2 protein-coding genes are annotated in these 19,934 nt (G+C 40.3%); both read right to left on the bottom strand.

The window, feature by feature from the left end; all coding sequences use genetic code 11:
- Positions 1 to 12: 12 nt before the first annotated feature.
- Complete coding sequence (locus LMF89_RS15120) at positions 13 to 15,546, bottom strand: SDR family NAD(P)-dependent oxidoreductase (RefSeq protein ID WP_229535824.1); 15,534 nt, start codon at positions 15,544 to 15,546, stop codon at positions 13 to 15.
- A gap of 6 nt (positions 15,547 to 15,552) precedes the next feature.
- Positions 15,553 to 19,934: beta-ketoacyl synthase N-terminal-like domain-containing protein (locus LMF89_RS15125; protein WP_229535825.1), on the bottom strand; the 4,382-nt coding region annotated here is incomplete at its 5' end.

Below are 19,934 nucleotides of genomic sequence, written 5' to 3' on the forward strand. Positions count from 1 at the left end.
CGAGGGCAGTTTTTATTTATCTTTTGAACGTAATTGATTTAATAATTGATCAGCCTGATCAATATCTAAAGTACCCTGATGTACTTGCTGCAATATTTCAGTAAAGGAAAGAGATGGAGTTGATGTTAATAAGGGTTGATACAATTCTCTATTTTGTACATTAAGCTCGCTTACCAAAAATTGCGAGAAATCACGGATATTTGGATAATCATATGCCTTGGTGACCGAAACGGAAGTGCCGTACTTTTTATTGACAGCTTTAATCCATTCTACCCCTATGATTGAGTCCAATCCCATTTCAACAAAATTTTGGTCCGCATCGACATCACTCCGCTCCATGTACAAAGATTCTGCCAAGCTTGTTATCAACTCTTCTTTTAATGTTTCCACTGCAATATAAGACTGTAATGGAATGACCGTTCCTTGGCGTTCGATCCACTCAGGTGCCGAAACATATGAGGTTATTGCTGTCCCTGTGGATAGCAATTCAGTGGTTTGCAAGGTAATCTTTGGTAAAGAATTTTCGTTAGCTACAATAGTTGTACTGTCTGGAATGTTGTTGCCTTCCCTATTTAATTCACTTGCCAAAAATTCAGCAAACTCATGGACATTTGGATAATCATAGGTCTTGGTGGCAGAAATGGAAGTGCCGTACTGTTTATTGACAGCTTTAATCCATTCTACCCCTATGATTGAGTCCAAACCCATTTCAACAAAATTTTGGTCCACATCGACATCACTCCGCTCCATGTACAAAGATTCTGCCAAGCTTGTTATCAACTCTTCTCGTAATGTTTCGACTGCGATGTAGGGCTGCAAAGAACTAACCCGCCCTTGTAGTTCGATCAGCTTAGGCGCCGAAGCATGTGAAGTTATTGCTGTTCCTGTGGATAGTAATTCACTACTTTGCAGGGTAATCTTTGGTGAAGACTGTTCAGCAGCTGCAAGCGTTGTACTGCTTGGAATTTTGTTGCCTTCCTTATTTAATTCACTTGCCAAAAATTCAGTAAACTGACGAATATTTGGATAATCATAGACCTCAGTAGCCGAAATAAATGTACCGTACTGTTTATTGACAGCTTTAATCCATTCTACCCCTATGATTGAGTCCAAACCCATTTCAACGAAATTTTGATCCACATCAACATCACTCCGCTGCAAGTATAAAGTTTCTGCCAAACTTGTTGTTAATTCGTCTTGCAATGTTTCTGTCATAATAGCTACATGACCTATAAATTCGTCATTATTTCCAGGTTGTGATAAAGAACTGCTGGCTGAGGATAATGTCATTGATTGTCTACATTGACTTGTTGGTTTACGTAGTGGAATTTGAGGATCTGGCAAATGTCGTAATAAAATCTCCCTTGGCTTTTTAGATTCACCGTTACTACTGCGATATGATAAAGAATTGGTGGCCGCCAACAATGTAATTGCTTGTCGGATTTGACTTGCTGGTTTGCTAAGTGAAATTTGTGCAACTGGCTGTTTAGGGAGATCAGACGCCGCATTTGGTTGTTGCAATGGCTGATTTGAGACTGCAATAGTTGGTTTCATCGTGCTGCTTGACTTTGTTGTGCTCCCGGTTATCCAATAGCGTTGCTTGGCAAAAGGATAAGTAGGTAAACTGATACGCCGATGTTTTACATTTCTATGTAGCTTGTTCCAATCAAAAATCAAACCTTTGACCCAAAGATCGAGGATTTTTTCATATTTTCTTTTGCTTACCCATGCCTCAACTATTTTTGCCATATCTTCATCCGCTGCAAAAATAGCCATGCTTTCTTTATTTCGCTTAACCTGACCTCTATATAGATCTTCAATATTATCCTTACCTGTCACAAAAGATTTCAATTTTTCTACAAGATCTTGAATGGATCCAACAATTAAACCTAAGCGTTCTTCCATCGCTTCACGCCCTACTTGGAGCGTAAAGGCCATATCGGCCAACTTACTATCTGTGAATTGCTGCTCTTCGATCATAACCAACAAGTGCTGTGCCTGATCGTAGAGTCGCTCTTCATTCTTAGCCGATAGGACGATAATGGCCGGGTTCTGCGAGGTAACGTTTACCGGAGGATGTTCAAAACCTTTTGGAATGTATTCTTCAATCACTATATGGGCATTTGCACCTCCTGCCCCAAAAGATGAAATACCAGCGATTCGCGGATATTCTTTGATGACTCCATCAATTTCAATAACCGGTCGTTTCCACTCCGCAAGATCTTGCTGTACTACAAATGGTGTTTTGGCAAAATTAATATTGGGATTCAATTTTTTGGCATGCAGACTTGAAACAAGTTTTTGATTTTTCATTTGCAATATAATCTTTGTAACCCCTGCAATCCCTGCTGATGCTTCTAAATGTCCTATATTTGTTTTTACAGAACCAATGGCACAAAACCCTGTATCTGGGGTATCTTTGCGAAACGCTTGAGTGAGTCCTGTAATTTCGATTGGATCGCCCAATTTGGTCCCCGTTCCATGGGCTTCTATATAACTGACTGTCCGGGCATTTATCCCTACTTTATCCAGCGCTGCCCGAATGAGTTCGCCTTGAGCATTTGGGTTTGGTACCGTATATCCGTTAGTTTTGCCGCCGTGGTTAATACTAGTAGATCGGATAACAGCATAAATATTGTCCCCATCGGCAATGGCATTAGATAGTGGTTTGAGCAGCACGGCTCCAACGCCTTCACCAGCTACAAATCCATTACTTCCTTCTCCGAAACTCTTACACTGTCCATCTACAGATAGCATTTGCTGCCCACATAACCCGGTATAGCTCGAAGGATGAAGATACAGATTCACCCCTCCTGCAATCGCCATTTCACATTCTCCACGATACATATGTTCACAGGCTTCATGAATCGCAGTTAATGAGGAAGAACACATCGTATCAATTGGCATGCTGGGACCTTTTAAATTGAATAGGTAGGATATTCGATTTGCAACCGAACTGAAAGAAGTGCGAGGGAAAATTCGTTCTCCCTGTTTCCACACATCAGTACCATACAACTCAAATCCTGTTTTAGTAATTCCGGCAAAAACACCGACCCGATTATTACACTTCGCTGTAAGTTGCTCTTTTGTATATCCCGCATCTTCAAATACTTCCCAACAAGATTCTATAAACAAACGTTCCTGAGGATCTATACTGAGTGCTTCCCGTGGCGAAATATTGAAAAAGAGAGGATCAAAATCAGCGAATCCTTCTACAAATCCCCCCCACTTACTATAGCTCTTCCCTTGATTTACCGCTTCTTGGGGATCTGGATGGAAGAATCCTTCCAAAGACCAGCGCTCTTGAGGAATTTCAGTAATACAATCCTTGCCTGCTTCTAAATTACCCCAATATTCTTTTAAGTTTTTCGCCTGCGGATATCGTCCGCTTATACCAATGATGGCAACCGGTTCCCTATCTTCCTTGCTTAAAGTCTTAGTAGGCAAAGTTCTTGCTTGCTTCTTCTCTGCTTTCCATGAATTTAAAACAGGAAATTTACTATTGAGATGCAACGATACTGAAGGAACTTCCATAAGGGATTGTACCTGATTTACCAGTCCAGTCCACTTCATACACTCTTGTGGGTGCTCTATTATGAAATATTCTGCTAAAGATCCTAGAGTCTGGTATTCATAAAATAGAGTTTTAGACAATTCTCCAAAAACAACAGCGAGCTTTTGATTGAGATTGGTAATCATAATTGAATCAATCCCATAGCTTTCTAATGGCTCGTCAGCATCAATCCTAGAAATATTCAGCTTAGTAATGCCTCTGAACAATACCTTAAGCTGATGTAAGGTTTTTTCCTGTAAAGGTTCGATGAAACTACTGGTATCAACTCCAGTTGCTGAAGATTCTCCCCGTTTTAAAGGAGCAGAATTTGGCATCGAAATCAATTGCTTTATTCGATGCAAGTCACCTTCCACCACCATCACCTGATCGTTTCCAGAGGCTAAAGCTTGATACAGAGCACGGATGCCGCTTGAAGTATTCATAGCGATAATACCCATGTTTTTCATCAGCACTTCTTTGGTTTCTTCATTGATATGCATTCCGCCATCTTTCCACAATGGCCAATTAATCGATAATGTCCTACCATGCCGCTGTTTTGAATCCACCAGAGTATTACGATACGTAGCATAAGCATCCATAAAAGCGTTAGCAAGTGCGTAATCGGCCTGTCCTGGATTACCCATGGCTCCCGCTACAGAAGAAAAGCAGACCAAAAAGTCAAGAGATAAATCCTTACTTGCCTGGTCTATGTTCACTAGTCCTTTGACCTTAGGAGCTAGAACTTTCTGTAGTTCATCATTGGTTTTCTTAAGGATGAAGTTATCACTAATTACACCCGCACTATGGATAATGCCATTGATACTTCCGAATTCCTCTTGAATATCTTGAAGCAAGACCGCAACTTCCTGCTCTTGGGTCACATCCACCTGTCTATATTCAATCCTAGTGCCCAATGCCTCAAACTCTTTTAATTGCGCTATCTTGTCCTCATTCAGCAATGATCGACCCGTAATAATCAATATTGCATCTTTGACTTTATGTGCAATTTCCTTAGCAAAAATGAATCCCAGACCACCGGCTCCTCCCGTAATAAGATAGATACCCTGGTCTTTCCAAGGGAGGCTTACTTCTTCCTGTAAAGGTTCCACCTCACTCCAGCCACAAATCCAACGTTTACCATCTTGATAGCGAATTCGATTATCTCTAGGGCTTTGAGCATTCTCCTTGATTTTTCTTATGATTCCATCGGGTTCTTCTCCTGGATCCACTTCAATTAACTGTCCTATGAGTTTCGGATTTTCTAATTGAGCAGTTTTCAACAATCCAGATAGTCCAGAGAAAAGTTGCTGTTCATTCTGAGTAGGAATTACAATCTGGATCAACACCTTACCCTTACATCCATCTTTGAGGATGCTCTGAATTTTCTCAAAAACCTGACCTGCATAAGCCTGGAACCGTTCTGCTATATCCTGCTGTTCAGATTCTAAGATAAGGCAGCGCACTCCTCCTATTTGAGTTTCGATGCTTTCCCGATTAGCATCACCAGGTTCACAAAGGATTACCAAGTGCTGCTCATAAATAGGCGGTGTAACTATTGGGGTGACAGCTTGTTCTTGCCAACAACCATGGAACATTACAGTTCCAAAAGTTGCTGTGGCTCCTAACGAATCCATTTCACCTTCAAGTACTTGTGATGAGAATCCCTTCATACGTATACACACATTCCCTTGCTCATCACACAAATCTATATCAATTGTCCTAATCTGATCTTCGCTTACGCTTTTGTTACTACAGCGAATAATAACCCAAATATCAGAGGATAATTTACCTAATATTTCAACACCTTGTAAGGAAAATGGTAACATTGGTTTAAAGGATGCTCTGTTGTAAGTAGACGTTGTATTACCATCACTCATCATTAGATCTACCGACGCCTGTAGAATATAATCCATTAAACTAGGATCCAGGACAAATTGATCTCCCATATTGGATGCAACACAAGGCACGGACACCTTCGCCAATACCTTTCCTGCCCCCACATACACTGCCTCAATCCCATGTAGCCCCGGACTGCGATCGATACTTATCATCCTAAAGGCATCAGAGCATTGGAGGGACGAAATGATTATTTGGCTGCACTCAGCCTGCAAGGCTTTAAGATCAAAGGCTGGAACTTCGCCAATTGCGCACAGTATTGCACTACCTTGGCTGTGTATTACTGGTTCTCTGCCAATCGTCTCAGAGTTGCTATAAATTTCAAAGGCGATTTCTCCATTCTCTTCAGGAAAAAGTCCGATATGTACTTGAACTGGCTGATCCCCTACAATAACAGGCTGAGCCCAAACGACATTTGTCAATTGAATTGCATTTTTACCATCTTTTAAATCTTCTGCTGCCTGCTCTACTGCCGCACGAGCCATTTCCAGAAAAGCGACGCCCGGTAAAATCCGCTCACCTTTCACTACATAATCCGTCAGAAAAGATTCCTGCCCTGTAAACGTGGAACTAAAACGCTGTTCCGACAGTGTAGAGGTATTTTGATGCAGCAAAGGATGAATCGACGCTGCCACTGCTGGTCCCCTTGTGATACCTTCTACAGATTTGATATTAATCTCAGGCACCCAATAGCGTTCCTTGGCAAACGGATAGGTGGGTAGGCTAATACGTTGAGGTTTAGTATCGCCATAAAGCTTGCTCCAATCAAAATTTAAACCCTTGACCCATAGATCGAGGAATTTTGCATATTTTCTGCGTTGAATCCACTTGTTAATGGCTTCCTGCATTTCCTCATCAGCAGTAAATATAGCCAAAGCTTCTTTATTACGTTTAACTTGTCCGCGGTACAGATCCTCTATATCATCCCTACCTTCAACAAAACCCTCCAGTTTCTCTATAAGCTCTTTAATAGATCCCACAATTAACCCCAAGCGTTCTTCCATGGCTTCCCGTCCTACTTGGAAAGTGTAGGCCATATCGCTCAGACTGGCATCTGTGAATTGCTGCTCCCGGATAACAGCCAACAATTGTTGTGCCTGCACTTTGAGACGATCTTCATTCTTAGCCGACAGTACGATAATTGCCGGGGATTGGGACGTCGTGATTTGAGGCTGTTTCTGGTTATCAGGAATATATTCTGCTATCACTACATGAGCGTTCGATCCGCCCGCACCAAAGGATGATATACCGGCTATCCGCGGATATTCTTTACTCTCACCATTAATCTCAACCACAGGACGTTTCCATTCTGTAAGTTCCTGCTGAACTATAAAGGGAGTATTTTCAAAGTCGATGTTAGGATTCAGCACTTCGGAATGCAGTGACGGCGCTAATTGCCGATGCTTGAGCTGCAACAGTACTTTCGTCACCCCAGCAATACCTGCCGCGCTTTCACAATGACCAATGTTTGACTTGGCCGAGCCAATAGCGCAAAATTGTTTATCTTGCGTGTATTCCTCTAAGGTTTTTGTTAAACCCGCAATTTCAATGGGATCCCCAAGGGAAGTACCAGTGCCGTGGGCTTCTATATAGCTGATTGTCCTTGGATTAATCCCTGTTTCTTTAATAGCTTGTCCAATGACACTAGCTTGGGCATTGGGATTAGGGACAGTGTAACCGTTGGTCTTTCCCCCATGATTGACTGCTGTTCCTTTAATGATCCCATAAATGTGATCACCATCAGCAATTGCAACGGATAGAGGTTTCAGTAATACCGCTCCTACGCCTTCTCCCGGCACATAGCCGTCACCGCCTTGTCCAAAGCTTTCACATAGTCCCTTGCTTGATACAAACTTACCTTGCGCAAGTAATAGATATTTATTGGGATGAATGGATACGTTAACACCGCCAGCAATTGCCATCTTGCATCCGCCCCGCTGCAAACTTTGGCAGGCCAAATGGATTGCGGTCAGTGAGGATGAACACATGGTATCCACAGCCATACTGGGTCCATGAAAATTACAAAAATACGACACTCGATTGGCTATTGACGATGGATTCCCGGCAACAGTAACTGGTCTGCCTTGAATTTGTTCCTGGGCTCCGTAAAGCTGGTACTCTTCGTACATCGCTCCTACGTAAACTCCTATATTGCCTGTCAAACCAAAGTCCTGATAGGAACCGAGAACTTCCCGGGTATAGCCCGCATCCTCTAATGTTTCATAGACGCATTCCAAAAACAAGCGCTCCTGAGGGTCCATAATTTCCGCATCCCGCGGTGAGATATTAAAGAATAGCGGATCAAATTTATCCACATCGTCTATAAAACCGCCCCACTTACTGTAGGTTTTTCCGGCTTTATTCTTGTCTTCATCAAAATACAAGCTGTAATCCCAACGCTCTTTGGGAATTTCGGTGATACAATCCTTACCATCTCGTAGGTTATTCCAAAATTCTCCGATATTTCCCGCTTGCGGATAGCGTCCGGAAACGCCAATGATGGCAATGTCTAAGGCCTCTTTTTCCTTTTCTGTTTGAGACGCAATACGCAGCGATGCAAATCGCGAGCGTCTACGGCTACTAAGAAGCGTTTTTTCAATTCCGCTCACAGTCATGGAGTCTTTGACAATCCCGCTGCTTGCTGTTTTCTCTTCAATCCCTAGACTATCTATCAGTTGATCCCGATAGGATTGAAGGAAATATTCGGTTAACTCTTTGATTGTTTGGTATTCAAAGAATAACGTTTTCGATAACGATCCAAATGTCTTTTCTAATTGATTAGTTAATTGCATCACCATAACCGAATCAATTCCGTAATTCTCCAGAGGAGCATCTGCTTCGATGCGGTGCGCCGGCAGCTTAATGACAGAGGAAAGCAGTTTTTTAAAGTAATTTTCTGCTTTTTCCCGAAGAATATCTTGTCCAATGCCTGGAACTACGTTGCTCTCCTCGACAAGAGAAGGATTTTTTGCGCCTTTGCTGCCGAATTGCTGCCTTAGAAGCGCTGCACGGAACCTTTTGGTATCCCCTTCCATCACCATGACTTGATCCTTGCCGGAGGCTAATCCTTGGTATAAAGCTCTGATACCAGTTGAAGTCTGCATAGCGACCATGCCCATGCTTTGCATCAACATATCTTCAGTTCCTCCATCAACGCGCATACCACCGTCTTTCCACAGCGGCCAGTTGATGGAGAGCGTCCTGCCTCGCCGTTGTTCTGCTCGCACCATAGTATTACGATACTTAGCATAGTTGTCCATAAAAGCGTTAGCAGCAGCGTAGTCGGCCTGACCAATATTACCCATAACTCCTGCTCCGGAAGAGAAGAAAATGAAGAAGTCGAGTGGCAAGTCCTTACTCGCCTGATCCAGGTTTACCAGTCCAGCAACCTTGGGAGCCAGAACTTCCTGTAATTCTTCATTAGTTTTTTTGAAAATGAAGTTGTCGCGGATCACTCCCGCGCTATGGATGATGCCATGCAGATTTCCAAAGTCTTCTCGAATACTCTGGATTAGATTCGCGACCGCCTCTTTTTGGGTTACATCTACTTGCCTGTATGCTATCTGGGCACCCAAGGAATTCAATTCCTTCAGTTCAGTTTGTTTGCCCTCGCTAAGCGGAGAGCGACCACTTAGAACTATGGTCGCATTCTCGACTTTATGTGCAATTTCTTTGGCAAAAATTAATCCCAGACCACCGGCACCACCAGTTATTAAATAAACCCCCTGGTTTTTCCAGGGGATAATTGTTTCTTCCTGTGAATTTTGAATTTCACTCCAGTCAGCAATATACCGCTTACCGCCTTGGTAACGAATCTGCTGATCTATGGAACTTCGACTGTTCTCCTTTAGTATCTCTACTATTTCTTCTTCCTCTTTATCGGGTTCCACTTCAATTAACTGCCCTATGAGTTTAGGATTTTCTAATTGGGCAGTTTTCAAAATTCCGGAGAGTCCGGCGAAGAGCTGCTTGTCATCCTGGGTGGAAACCACAATCTGAATCAGCGTCTTGCCCATCGATTTGTTTTTAAGAATATTTTGGATTTCCTCGAAAGCTTGGATGGCATAAGTCTGAAAACGTTCCTCAATACCTTTATGAGTAGATTGTAATAGGAGGCAACGTGCTCCATTCATGTAGGATTCAAGATTTCTCTGGGCAACTTCACCAAATTCACAGAGCATCACCAGATACTGGTCATAGTTAGGCGCTATGACTTCCTGGGCAATCGCTTCTTCTTTCCAGTAAGGGGTGACCATCAGAGTCCCGATGCTTACTGGATCTCCGATCAATCCTACCTCGCCTTCCAGCACTCTCGAAGATAAACCCTTTATACGTATACAAATATTCCCTTGTTCATCACATATATCAATATCAAGTTTCTGTACCGTATCTCCTGGTTTGCTGCAGTCACTGTAGCAAACCAGAGCCCACATGTCAGCAGTACATCTACTATGGATTTCGAGTTCCTGCAGGGCAAAGGGCAGGATTAATTTAGGCGGCGTCATGCTATTGGAAACCTGCAAATCATCCATGCTCAATACCAATCCAATGGATGCCTGAAAAGCAGCATCTATCAGGCTGGGATGAAGGACAAATTGATTTTTCGTATCAGAGATAATAGAAGGTAAGGAAAGCTTGGCCAGCACCTGACCTGTTCCTACGTACACCATTTCAATCCCCTGATGCCCCGGACCATACTCAATCCCCATTCTTGCAAAGGTCTCGTAGCATTGATTTGCGCTCAAATTGCTTTGGCTACACTGAGCTTTCACGTATTGAAGATCTAAAGTTGGAACTTTTTCAACCGCACTTAACACGGCACTCCCCTGGCTATGTACAACAGGTTCTGCATCAATATCTTTTAACTCACTATAGATTTCATAGGCTATTTCTTCGTTGTTTTCAGGATAAAGTCCGACGTGTATCTGTACTGGCTGATTCCCTACAGCAATAGGTGTGGTCCAAACAACGTTTTTGAGCCGCATCCCAATCTGACCATCCGCTAATACTCCGACTGCCTGTTCCACTGCTGCGCGAGCCATCTCAAGATAAGCGACCCCAGGCAGAACGCGTCTTCCCTTTACAACATGATCATTCAGGAAAAACTCACGACCCGTAAAGGTAGAACTGAATCTTTGCTCCGAAAAATCAGAGGTGTTTTTATGCAGCAACGGATGATCACAAACTGTTGTTGCTGAGGCTGTAGTTATGCAGCTAAGAGAATTAGTCTCGCTCTCGGATACCCAATACCGTTCTCTGGCAAAAGGATAGGTCGGTAAACTAATACGACATGGCTTAACATCACTGTAAAGCTTGTTCCAGTCAAAAATCATGCCTTTGACCCATAATTGCAGTACTTTACCATATTTCCCTTTGTTTATCCAAGCACTAATTGTCTTTTCCATATCTTCGTCTGCTGCAAAAACAGTCAGAATTTCTTTATTGCGTTTGATCTGACCGCGATATAAATCATCAATACCATCTTTACCTTCCACAAAATCCTGCAGTTTTTCTTCAAGTTCCTTAATCGATCCTACAATTAAACCTAGGCGTTCTTCCATGGACTCCCTTCCAACTTGGAGTGTATAGGCTAAATCCGCTAAGTTTATTTCACGTACACCAACTGGTTCAATTACGGATTCTTTAGTTATAATATATATTTTTTCAAGTTCTTTTTGATATTGCAAGATGAATTGCGCCACTAAGTGATTAATCGAATGGGATTGATTAATGATTTCTTGGTCAATATCCATTCCCCATTGGACTTGTAGGTTTTGATAAAGTGTATTAAGGTGAATCAAATCAGCATTTATTTCAGCAAAGTCTTGACTAGGATCAATATCTACTTCTTCCACACAAATGAGCTTTGAAAGAATCTTAATGATTTCATCTTGAATTATTTTCTCAAGATTCTCATTAGAAATAACATTTAAAGGTTTTTTGTCCTTTCTCAAATAATCTAAGAGTTTTTGCGCATACACTTTGAGACACTCTTCATTTTTAGCCGAAAGCGGTACAATAACTAGACCTGTTTTATTAATTGTGATAGCTTCTTTTTTAAGTTTTTTGGGAACATATTCTTCAATAATGATGTGGGCATTACTCCCATTAGCACCAAAAGAACTTAAACCTGCGCGTCTAGGATAGATATTCTTTTCCCCATCTATCTCTATTTCTGGTCGTTTCCATTCTTTAAGATTATGTTCAACAACAAACGGAGTATCATTAAAAGGAATATACGGATTCAATGTATCAGAATGCAATGAAGGAAATATTTCTTGGTGTTTAAACTGCAGTAAAACTTTTGTAAGACCTGCAATACCTGCTGCCGCTTCTAAGTGACCAATATTTGATTTTGATGAACCAATCGCACAATATTGTTTATCATCAGTCCATCGCTTATATGCCTTGCATAGTCCTTGAAATTCTATTGGATCACCTAATGAAGTACCTGTCCCATGGGCTTCAACATAGCTAATTGTTCGTGGATCAATCCCAGCCATTTTTATTGCATCTGTTATAACCTCAGACTGGGCAACGGGATCTGGAACCATTGCCCCAGAAGTTTTCCCCCCATGATTTAATGCCGATCCTTTTATGACTCCATATATGGAGTATCCTTCCTTTTCAGCACGCTCAAGGCTTGTTAATAGTACAGCACCTACCCCTTCTCCCGGCACATATCCATCCCCGCCTTCGCCAAAACTCCGGCAGCGACCATCTGATGCTAAGAAATGCTCTCGTTTAAGGAACATATATTTATGAGGATGAGTAACAAGGTTAACTCCACCGGCAATAGCGTAATGACATTCGCCTTTCCGAATACTTTCACAAGCTAAATGGAGGGATGTCAATGCTGATGAACACATTGTATCAACAGCCATAGAAGGTCCATGAAAATTTAGGCAATAAGATACCATATTGGGAATAGATGCTGAACTAACTCCCAAAGAAGTTGGTACGCCGCGTTGCGTCATTTCAGCTCCGAACAACTCATAATGACTCCAAAATACTCCACCAAAGACACCAACACTTTTATCACTAGATGATGAGTAGTAGTGTTTTGATCTATCTTGATAAAATCCCGCATCTTCCATCGCTTCCCAAGCTATTTCTAAAAATAGTCGAGCCTGTGGATCCATATTTTCTGCTTGACGAGGAGCAATATTAAAAAAAAGAGGGTCAAATTGGTCAATGTGATCAATAAACCCACCATACTTGTAGAATTGTTCCACATCGAACGTAAATTGATAATCCTTCCACCTGTCCTTAGGAAAATGTGTAATACAATCCTTAGCATTTCTTAAATTTTGATAAAATTGATCCATTGTATTGGCCATTGGATAGCGACCTGATAAACCTATAATTGCAATATCCCCCGACTGAGAATTGGCTGAGGTGGAATTATCTACAGGTTGTGTGGCAGTATCTACATATACTTTTTTACTTTCAAGTTTATTTTCTCCAGAAAAAATCCTTGCACTGAAATAATTTCGTATTTTATTTTCTTCGCCATAAAGAACAATATTTTGTGTGTTATTTCCATTTAGTATGGCATTTAAGGCTTGTATTCCTAATATCGTCGGTAAGGGTTTCAGTCCCGACGACATATACATTACTTGTTCAAGCCCACTATCAATATGCATACCGCCTTCAGACCATAAAGGCCAATTAATCGTAATCGTTCTACCATGCCGGTTACCCTGTTTTACTTTTTTCTGCCGCATTATAGCAAAGTTATCCATAAAAGCATTAGCAGTTGAATAATCGGATTGCCCTATATTTCCAGTAATTGCTGAAATGGATGAAAACATTACAAAGAAATCCAGATTCTCATCCTGAGTAACCTCATCTACATGCCAAAGTCCTCGTATTTTGGGATTAAATACATCTTGTATTTCAGACAAATTTTTCTGGATAATCACTTGATCTTTTAGTACGCCCGCGCTATGAAAAATGCCCGAGATAGACCCAAATTTATCTTTGATTGATGCAAAAGCATGTACCACATCACTTCTTTTGCTAATGTTCGCTTCTAAATATAATACTTCTGCGCCTTTTTGCATCAATTGGCGTATTTTTTCTTCCGTTATTGCATTTAGCTTAGATCGACCAATTAACACAAGTTTAACTGCAGCTTGACTTGCAATATGATTGGCAATCAAGAAGCCCAGCCCACCTAGTCCACCTGTAACAACGTACACACCATTTTCTTTACAAAAAACTGCCTTATTTTTAGATGCAAAATTCATTTCAAATAACTGTTTTACATATCGTTGAAGTGACTTTCCTTTATAATAAATCTCAGCTGTTCCTCTATCATGGTAATAAGCTTCATCCTTTAGATGCTGAATGACAGTATGTATTGATTGTGATGCGAAACGTTCAATTGTAATAATTTGACTGTGAACTTTGGGATTTTCCAAGCAAGCAGTTTGTAGTAATCCACCTAATGAGTAAACGTATTTACTTTCTGAATCTGCTACAACTTGTATCAAAAGTTCTCCAGGATTTTTTTGCTGTAATTGTTTTTGAATCAATTCTAGTAGCTGTTTGAATTTATCTTCTACCTGATATGGAATGTGTTCTTCCTCTGAATTCAATGTAATAACATCTGCAGCACTGATATTTTGTTGAATTTCTGATTGCATTGCTGTTGATCCATCGAAAAGAATGATTAAATTTTGGATTTTTTTTGCAATATAACCCGGCTGCTTTATAATATTTTGCTTATGCCAAACAGGTTCAAAGAAAAGCATTTTTGAATTATCTATATCCTCAACAGAATCTGGAGGTTGTTCATTTTCTTGACTATTTGCATTTAAAAAGGCACTTTCATAGTTTTCTAACAAATAGCCTGATAAACTTTGAATCGTAGAATATTCAAATAAAAGCGTTGGATAAAGTTGGACAGCCAGTTTCTGTTCCAGCTCTTTGACGAGGCCTATCAAGTGTGTAGAATCCAACCCTAAATCATAAAATCCGTTGTTTGTGTCAATTTCGTCAGCACTCTTTTTTAACACTCTACCAATTACTTTTTGTAAATATGAAATAATAACATGTCTGGAATCACTATCAAGCTGCTTATTTTTCCCTAGTTCTGCATGGGTTTGTTTTTCCAGACCTTTATAGCTAGCTTGTTGTTCTGCTTCTATCTGTATTGATCCTTGCGGTTCTCTTATGTTTACTGCAGTACTGTTATTTGGCTCAATTAATTTTTTAATTAAATACGGCTCTCTAATCTGCTTTAAAGTTAATCTATCAAATTCTACTAATACCTGACCCGCCTCATTAAAAATTGTAATATCAGTAGAGAATATATCTACTGGCATAGATATATTCTCCTTTGCAATCTCTGTTTTTTTAGTGTGTGTATAGATGGTAGCGGGAAGAGGTTGATAGATGCAAAATCGTTCAATCATGAACGGAATATAAGGCGTGTTTTTTTCAAATAAATGATTTTGTATCCCGCTTAATTGAAAAGAAGATCCAGCAAAGGTTGAAGCATCTAAAAAAGCCGGATGGGCATAAAATTTATTACGATATTTTTCTGCTAGCTCACTACAATGAAGTTTTATTAATTCTTCATTGTTATGCTGATATATTGTTCCTTGTGTTTTCATAAATACAAAATGATATATATCAATTTCTCGGAGCAACCCATAAGCAGCATCCATATCCCATTGCTGTTTAGAACTGCTTATAAAGGCCTGCACATCTATTTTCTTTTCGTTTTTTGTGTGTTCTGTCAAGAAAAGTAAGCACTCCATATTTTCATCATGCTGTGTATCTATAACACAATTATCTTTTACTTTTTGACTTGTGATTGTCACTTTCCAATGTGATTCTTGTGGCGTAAATGTTACTACTATGTTTTTGTCAAAGTATTCCGATGTAACAATTGGATGCTGAAATAAAATTTGCTTGAGTTCAATGGCTTGTGTCCCTAGATAATTAGCTGATAATCGATAAATCATATCTAACAAGGCTACACCCGGAAGAGTGCGAACACCATGAACATTATGATCACGGACAATGAAATTAGAATGGTTAATTTTTTGCAAAAACGTCTTCTTCTGCGTTCTTTCTATATTCATCTCAATTTACGCCTCCTCAATTTTGAAAAGTTCAATGAATTCATCTACTTCATCATCGTTCGAATAATTAAACCTTTCCTGCACTAAGTCATTTTTTTCGTTATAGTTTTTTATTTCCTCAGGCCAATAGTGCTTACGATTAAATATTACTCTTTTTCCCTTTGGTTCAAGTGATGCTTTATGTGTATTTGGTATTCCCTCATTACTAACAATAATGTGGGCATTGTTGCCTCCTAACCCAAAAGCACTAACTCCTGCTCGCAAAATATTATTATCACTTGTCCAATTCTTTAAGCCTTGTACAGGATAGAAAGGTGAATCTTGAAAATTAAAACGTGGATTAGGATTCTTGCAGTGCAATGTTGGAGGAAGTTCTTGATGGGTTATTGCCAGCAATACTTTAATAATACCCGCTACACTTGCTGCACTGAGTAAATGCCCAATGTTGCTTTTTATACTACCTACCCCACAAAACTGTTTTTTTGTCGTATGTTCTGTAAATATTTGGGTTAAGGCTTTTAATTCTATTGGATCACCAATTAACGTTCCTGTGCCATGTGTTTCCATATAGCTTATTGTTTCAGGATTTATGTTTGCATCACTTATCGCCGTTTTAATAAGTTCCCGCTGTGCATCAGGATTAGGCGTTGTTATCCCCATCGTGTTCCCATCACAATTTACTGCTGATCCATCAATCACTCCATAGATTTTATTATTGTCTTGAATAGCTTTTTGCAATGGTTTTAAAATCAGTACCCCACATCCTTCTCCTAATCCGATTCCATTAGCCTCCGCATCAAAGGTTTTGCAGCGTCCATCAGGGGATAATACTTTTTCGGCACTTAACGTAATAAATGGGGATTCATCCAATAAAATCTCAACACCTCCAGCCAGCGCAATTTCTGCTTCACCGTTCTGAATACTCTTCACAGCCAAATGAATTGCAGCTAACGAACTTGCGCACGCTGCATCCACAACCATATTAGGTCCTTTAAAGTTATAAATATGAGCTAAATGAACTGTAATAAAATTAGGTCCTGTGCCAACAATCCTGTCTTTTTTAGCACCCTTAAGTTTATTGGCGAAATTGCCCATCCTCGCACCTGCATAGACGCCTACACGTTTTCCCCACAAATCTTTTTTGTCATAACCTGCATCTGCCAGAGCTTCTGCACTTACTTCCAACCATTGTCGTTGAAGAGGATCTATTTGTGGAGCCAGTGACCTTGGAATATTAAAATAGCCAGGGTCAAACTCTTCAATGGAGTCTAAAAATGCTCCCCATTTACTTATACTTTTTCCTTCCTTATACTCGTGAGCATTGTAATATTTCTCCCAATCCCAACGTGATTTTGATACTTCACGAATACTATCTTTTCCTAGTTTTAAATTTTCCCAATACTCCTTAGTATTCATTGCATCCGGAAAATGGCAGGCCATTCCGACTATGGCAACCTTGTCCTTCTGACTGTTGACGTTATTCTCTTGTCGTCCTCTTCTTCTTTCCCGTTGCAAGACAGGGAACGTCGTTGGCTGGTTGCATGTAGGCTGGTTAACAGTACTTTTTGTGTTTGCACTCTTAATAGAAAATAAGGATGCTAACGCTTCTGGATAGATTTGCATCAAATAAACAGCCAAGGTATTCAATGTAGGATATTCTAAAATAACCGAAGGATCAATTGATATACCTTTTAGCTCACGCTCCATCTTGGTAATAACCTGTGCTAACAAAATTGAATCCATGCCATAGTCTTGAAACGTTGTGTCTGCTTCTATTCTTGCAGGATCAATCTTCAATTCATTTGAAATCAAAGATATTAACCATGCTTGAGTTGCATTTACCAGATCACTTGAAGCCGTTAACGGCTTTGTCATAACAGGATGGTACGGTTGTCTATTTGCTATTAAAGAGTTTTTTTGTATTGTACGTTTCATCAATTCCGCAGCGTTCCATAAATCCAGATTGACTATCGCTGGCAGGATTACAGGTCCCATCTTTCTAGAGAGAATCTGATCCAACAGTTGCAGACCTTCGTCATTTGTATGGCTTAGTAAGCCTGTTTGCATGTAGGCTCTACTTTTAATTTCTCCCAAACCTGTCTCTTTCCAGCTGGGCCATTGGATGCTAACAATTGGGCAGGAACCCCTATACGCTTCCGCAAAATAATCCATGTAGGCATTAGCCATTGCATAATCACTTTGCCCTGAAGCTAAAGTAGGAATAACCGCCGATACCGAGGAAAATAAGGCAAAAAACTGTAAAGGTTCAGCTCGAAAACTTTGATACATTATGTCCAATCCGACAATCTTAGGATCTAATACCTGTTGAACACCCTCAATAGATTTACGAATAAAAGCAGGGTTTTCCACATCAGCTATTCCTGCACAGTGAATGATTCCGCCAATTGGTCCCATGCTAATTTTAATCTCTTGCAGACTTTTTTGAACAGCATCCTTATCTGTCAAGGCAACAGATAGCACTTGCACTTGTACGCCTTTCTCTTCTAGGGCTTGGATAGCTCGGATCTTGTGTTTTATGGAATCATTGTCCTTATAAAAATCCCATTGTTCCCGCTTAGGCATAAGCTCTCGTCCGCTAAGAACCAAACGCTTAACACCATATTTCCTTACAAAATGTTCAGCACATAAGTATCCGAGACCTCTTGTCCCGCCTGTAATCCATAGCACATGATCCTCTGGAAATTTGACATTTCCTTGGCTTTCGCCACTATCCTTTACTTCTTCAAAAATGGCGCGATATCGCTTCCCATTCCGATAACAAATCTCTGCATCTTCACTTTCCAAGAAAAATTCTGAGACAATCTGCCCCACAAGCGTATCATCATCAGTATACCGTTCTGCATCCATATGTCTTGACCGCAAGTGGCTATATTCACTTTGCAGCATGCGATACAACCCGGCACGAGAAGCCCCAGACAAGTTAATATCTATATTCTGATAAGACTCTAATCCTTTTGTCACAGCGAGTAATATCAAACCCTCTTTATGACCTTCTTCAATCAAATTTTGCAGCCATGCTATCCAATTAATTGAAGTGTGGTTTTCTGTTCCACATCCCGTTAAGTCAATACAACCATCATAATTTTTCCATTCCTGTTCCGCTTGCTGGCTTTGTCGTGCCAAATCATAAATATCCAGAATCTCACATTTCATAAACTGCTGAGCAAGTTTTGCCGCCAAATCTCTAGTTTCTTGTGTTGTTAATATTGCAACAGTTCGATGTAAACTTCTGGTTGGAATAGCTGAACAAAGTTCCCATTGTTTTTGGATAAAACCCTTAGATCGCTGTATTGGATGATCTTCATGTTCTGCCACCCACTCTATAGAATGAATCTCCAATCCTTTTATCTGTATACAAACTATCCCGTCTCTGTCACACACATCAATATCAATAATCTGTACTTTATTCCCTGCTTTACTGCCAGTATTGTAACGAATTACAACCCACATTTCCGAAGTGATTTTTCTAAAGATTTTGAGTTCTTGCAATGTAAAAGGCAAAATTGGCTTATAAAGAGTTGTACTGTTAGAAGACTGCAAATCAATTGTGTTTGCTTTTAACTCGATTAATTCCTGTAATATAAAATCTAGCAGCTTCGGGTTCAGAATCAATTGATCACTCAAGTTGCAATCGATAGAAGATAATGAAATCTTTGCCAATACTTGACCTAGGCCGGTATATACTTCCTCAATTCCCTGGTGGTCTATATTGCCTTGACAACACTGGGCCTTTAAAGCTGCAATATCTATATTGGGTACTTCCACAATCGAGCCTAATATCGCATTACCTTTGCTATATACGATTGGTTCTGTATCACCCTCTTTAGAGTCGCTATAAATTTCAAAGGTAATTTCTCCATTTTCTGCAGGAATAAGTCCGATATGTATCTCAACTGGCTGATCTCCTACCATAACAGGTTGAGCCCAAACAACATTAGTCAATTGAATTCCATTTTTACCTTCCTTTAAATTCTCTGTTGCCTGCTCTACTGCCGCGCGAGCCATTTCCAGAAAAGCAACTCCCGGCAAAATCCGCTGACCTTTCACTACATAATCCGTCAGAAAAGATTCCTGCCCTGTAAACGTGGAACTAAAACGCTGTTCCGACAGTGTAGAGGTATTTTGATGCAGCAAAGGATGAATCGACGCTGCCACTGCTGGTCCCCTTGTGATACCTTCTACAGATTTGATATTAATCTCAGGCACCCAATAGCGTTCCTTGGCAAACGGATAGGTGGGTAGGCTAATTCGACGAGGTTTAGGATCACCATATAGTTTGTTCCAATCAATATTTAAACCCTTTACCCATAATTCGAGGAATTTTGCATATTTTCTGCGTTGAATCCACTTGTTAATGGCTTCCTGCA

Origin of the sequence: Pelosinus baikalensis (genome assembly GCF_020819555.1) — a bacterium.
Lineage (GTDB): Bacteria > Bacillota > Negativicutes > DSM-13327 > DSM-13327 > Pelosinus > Pelosinus baikalensis.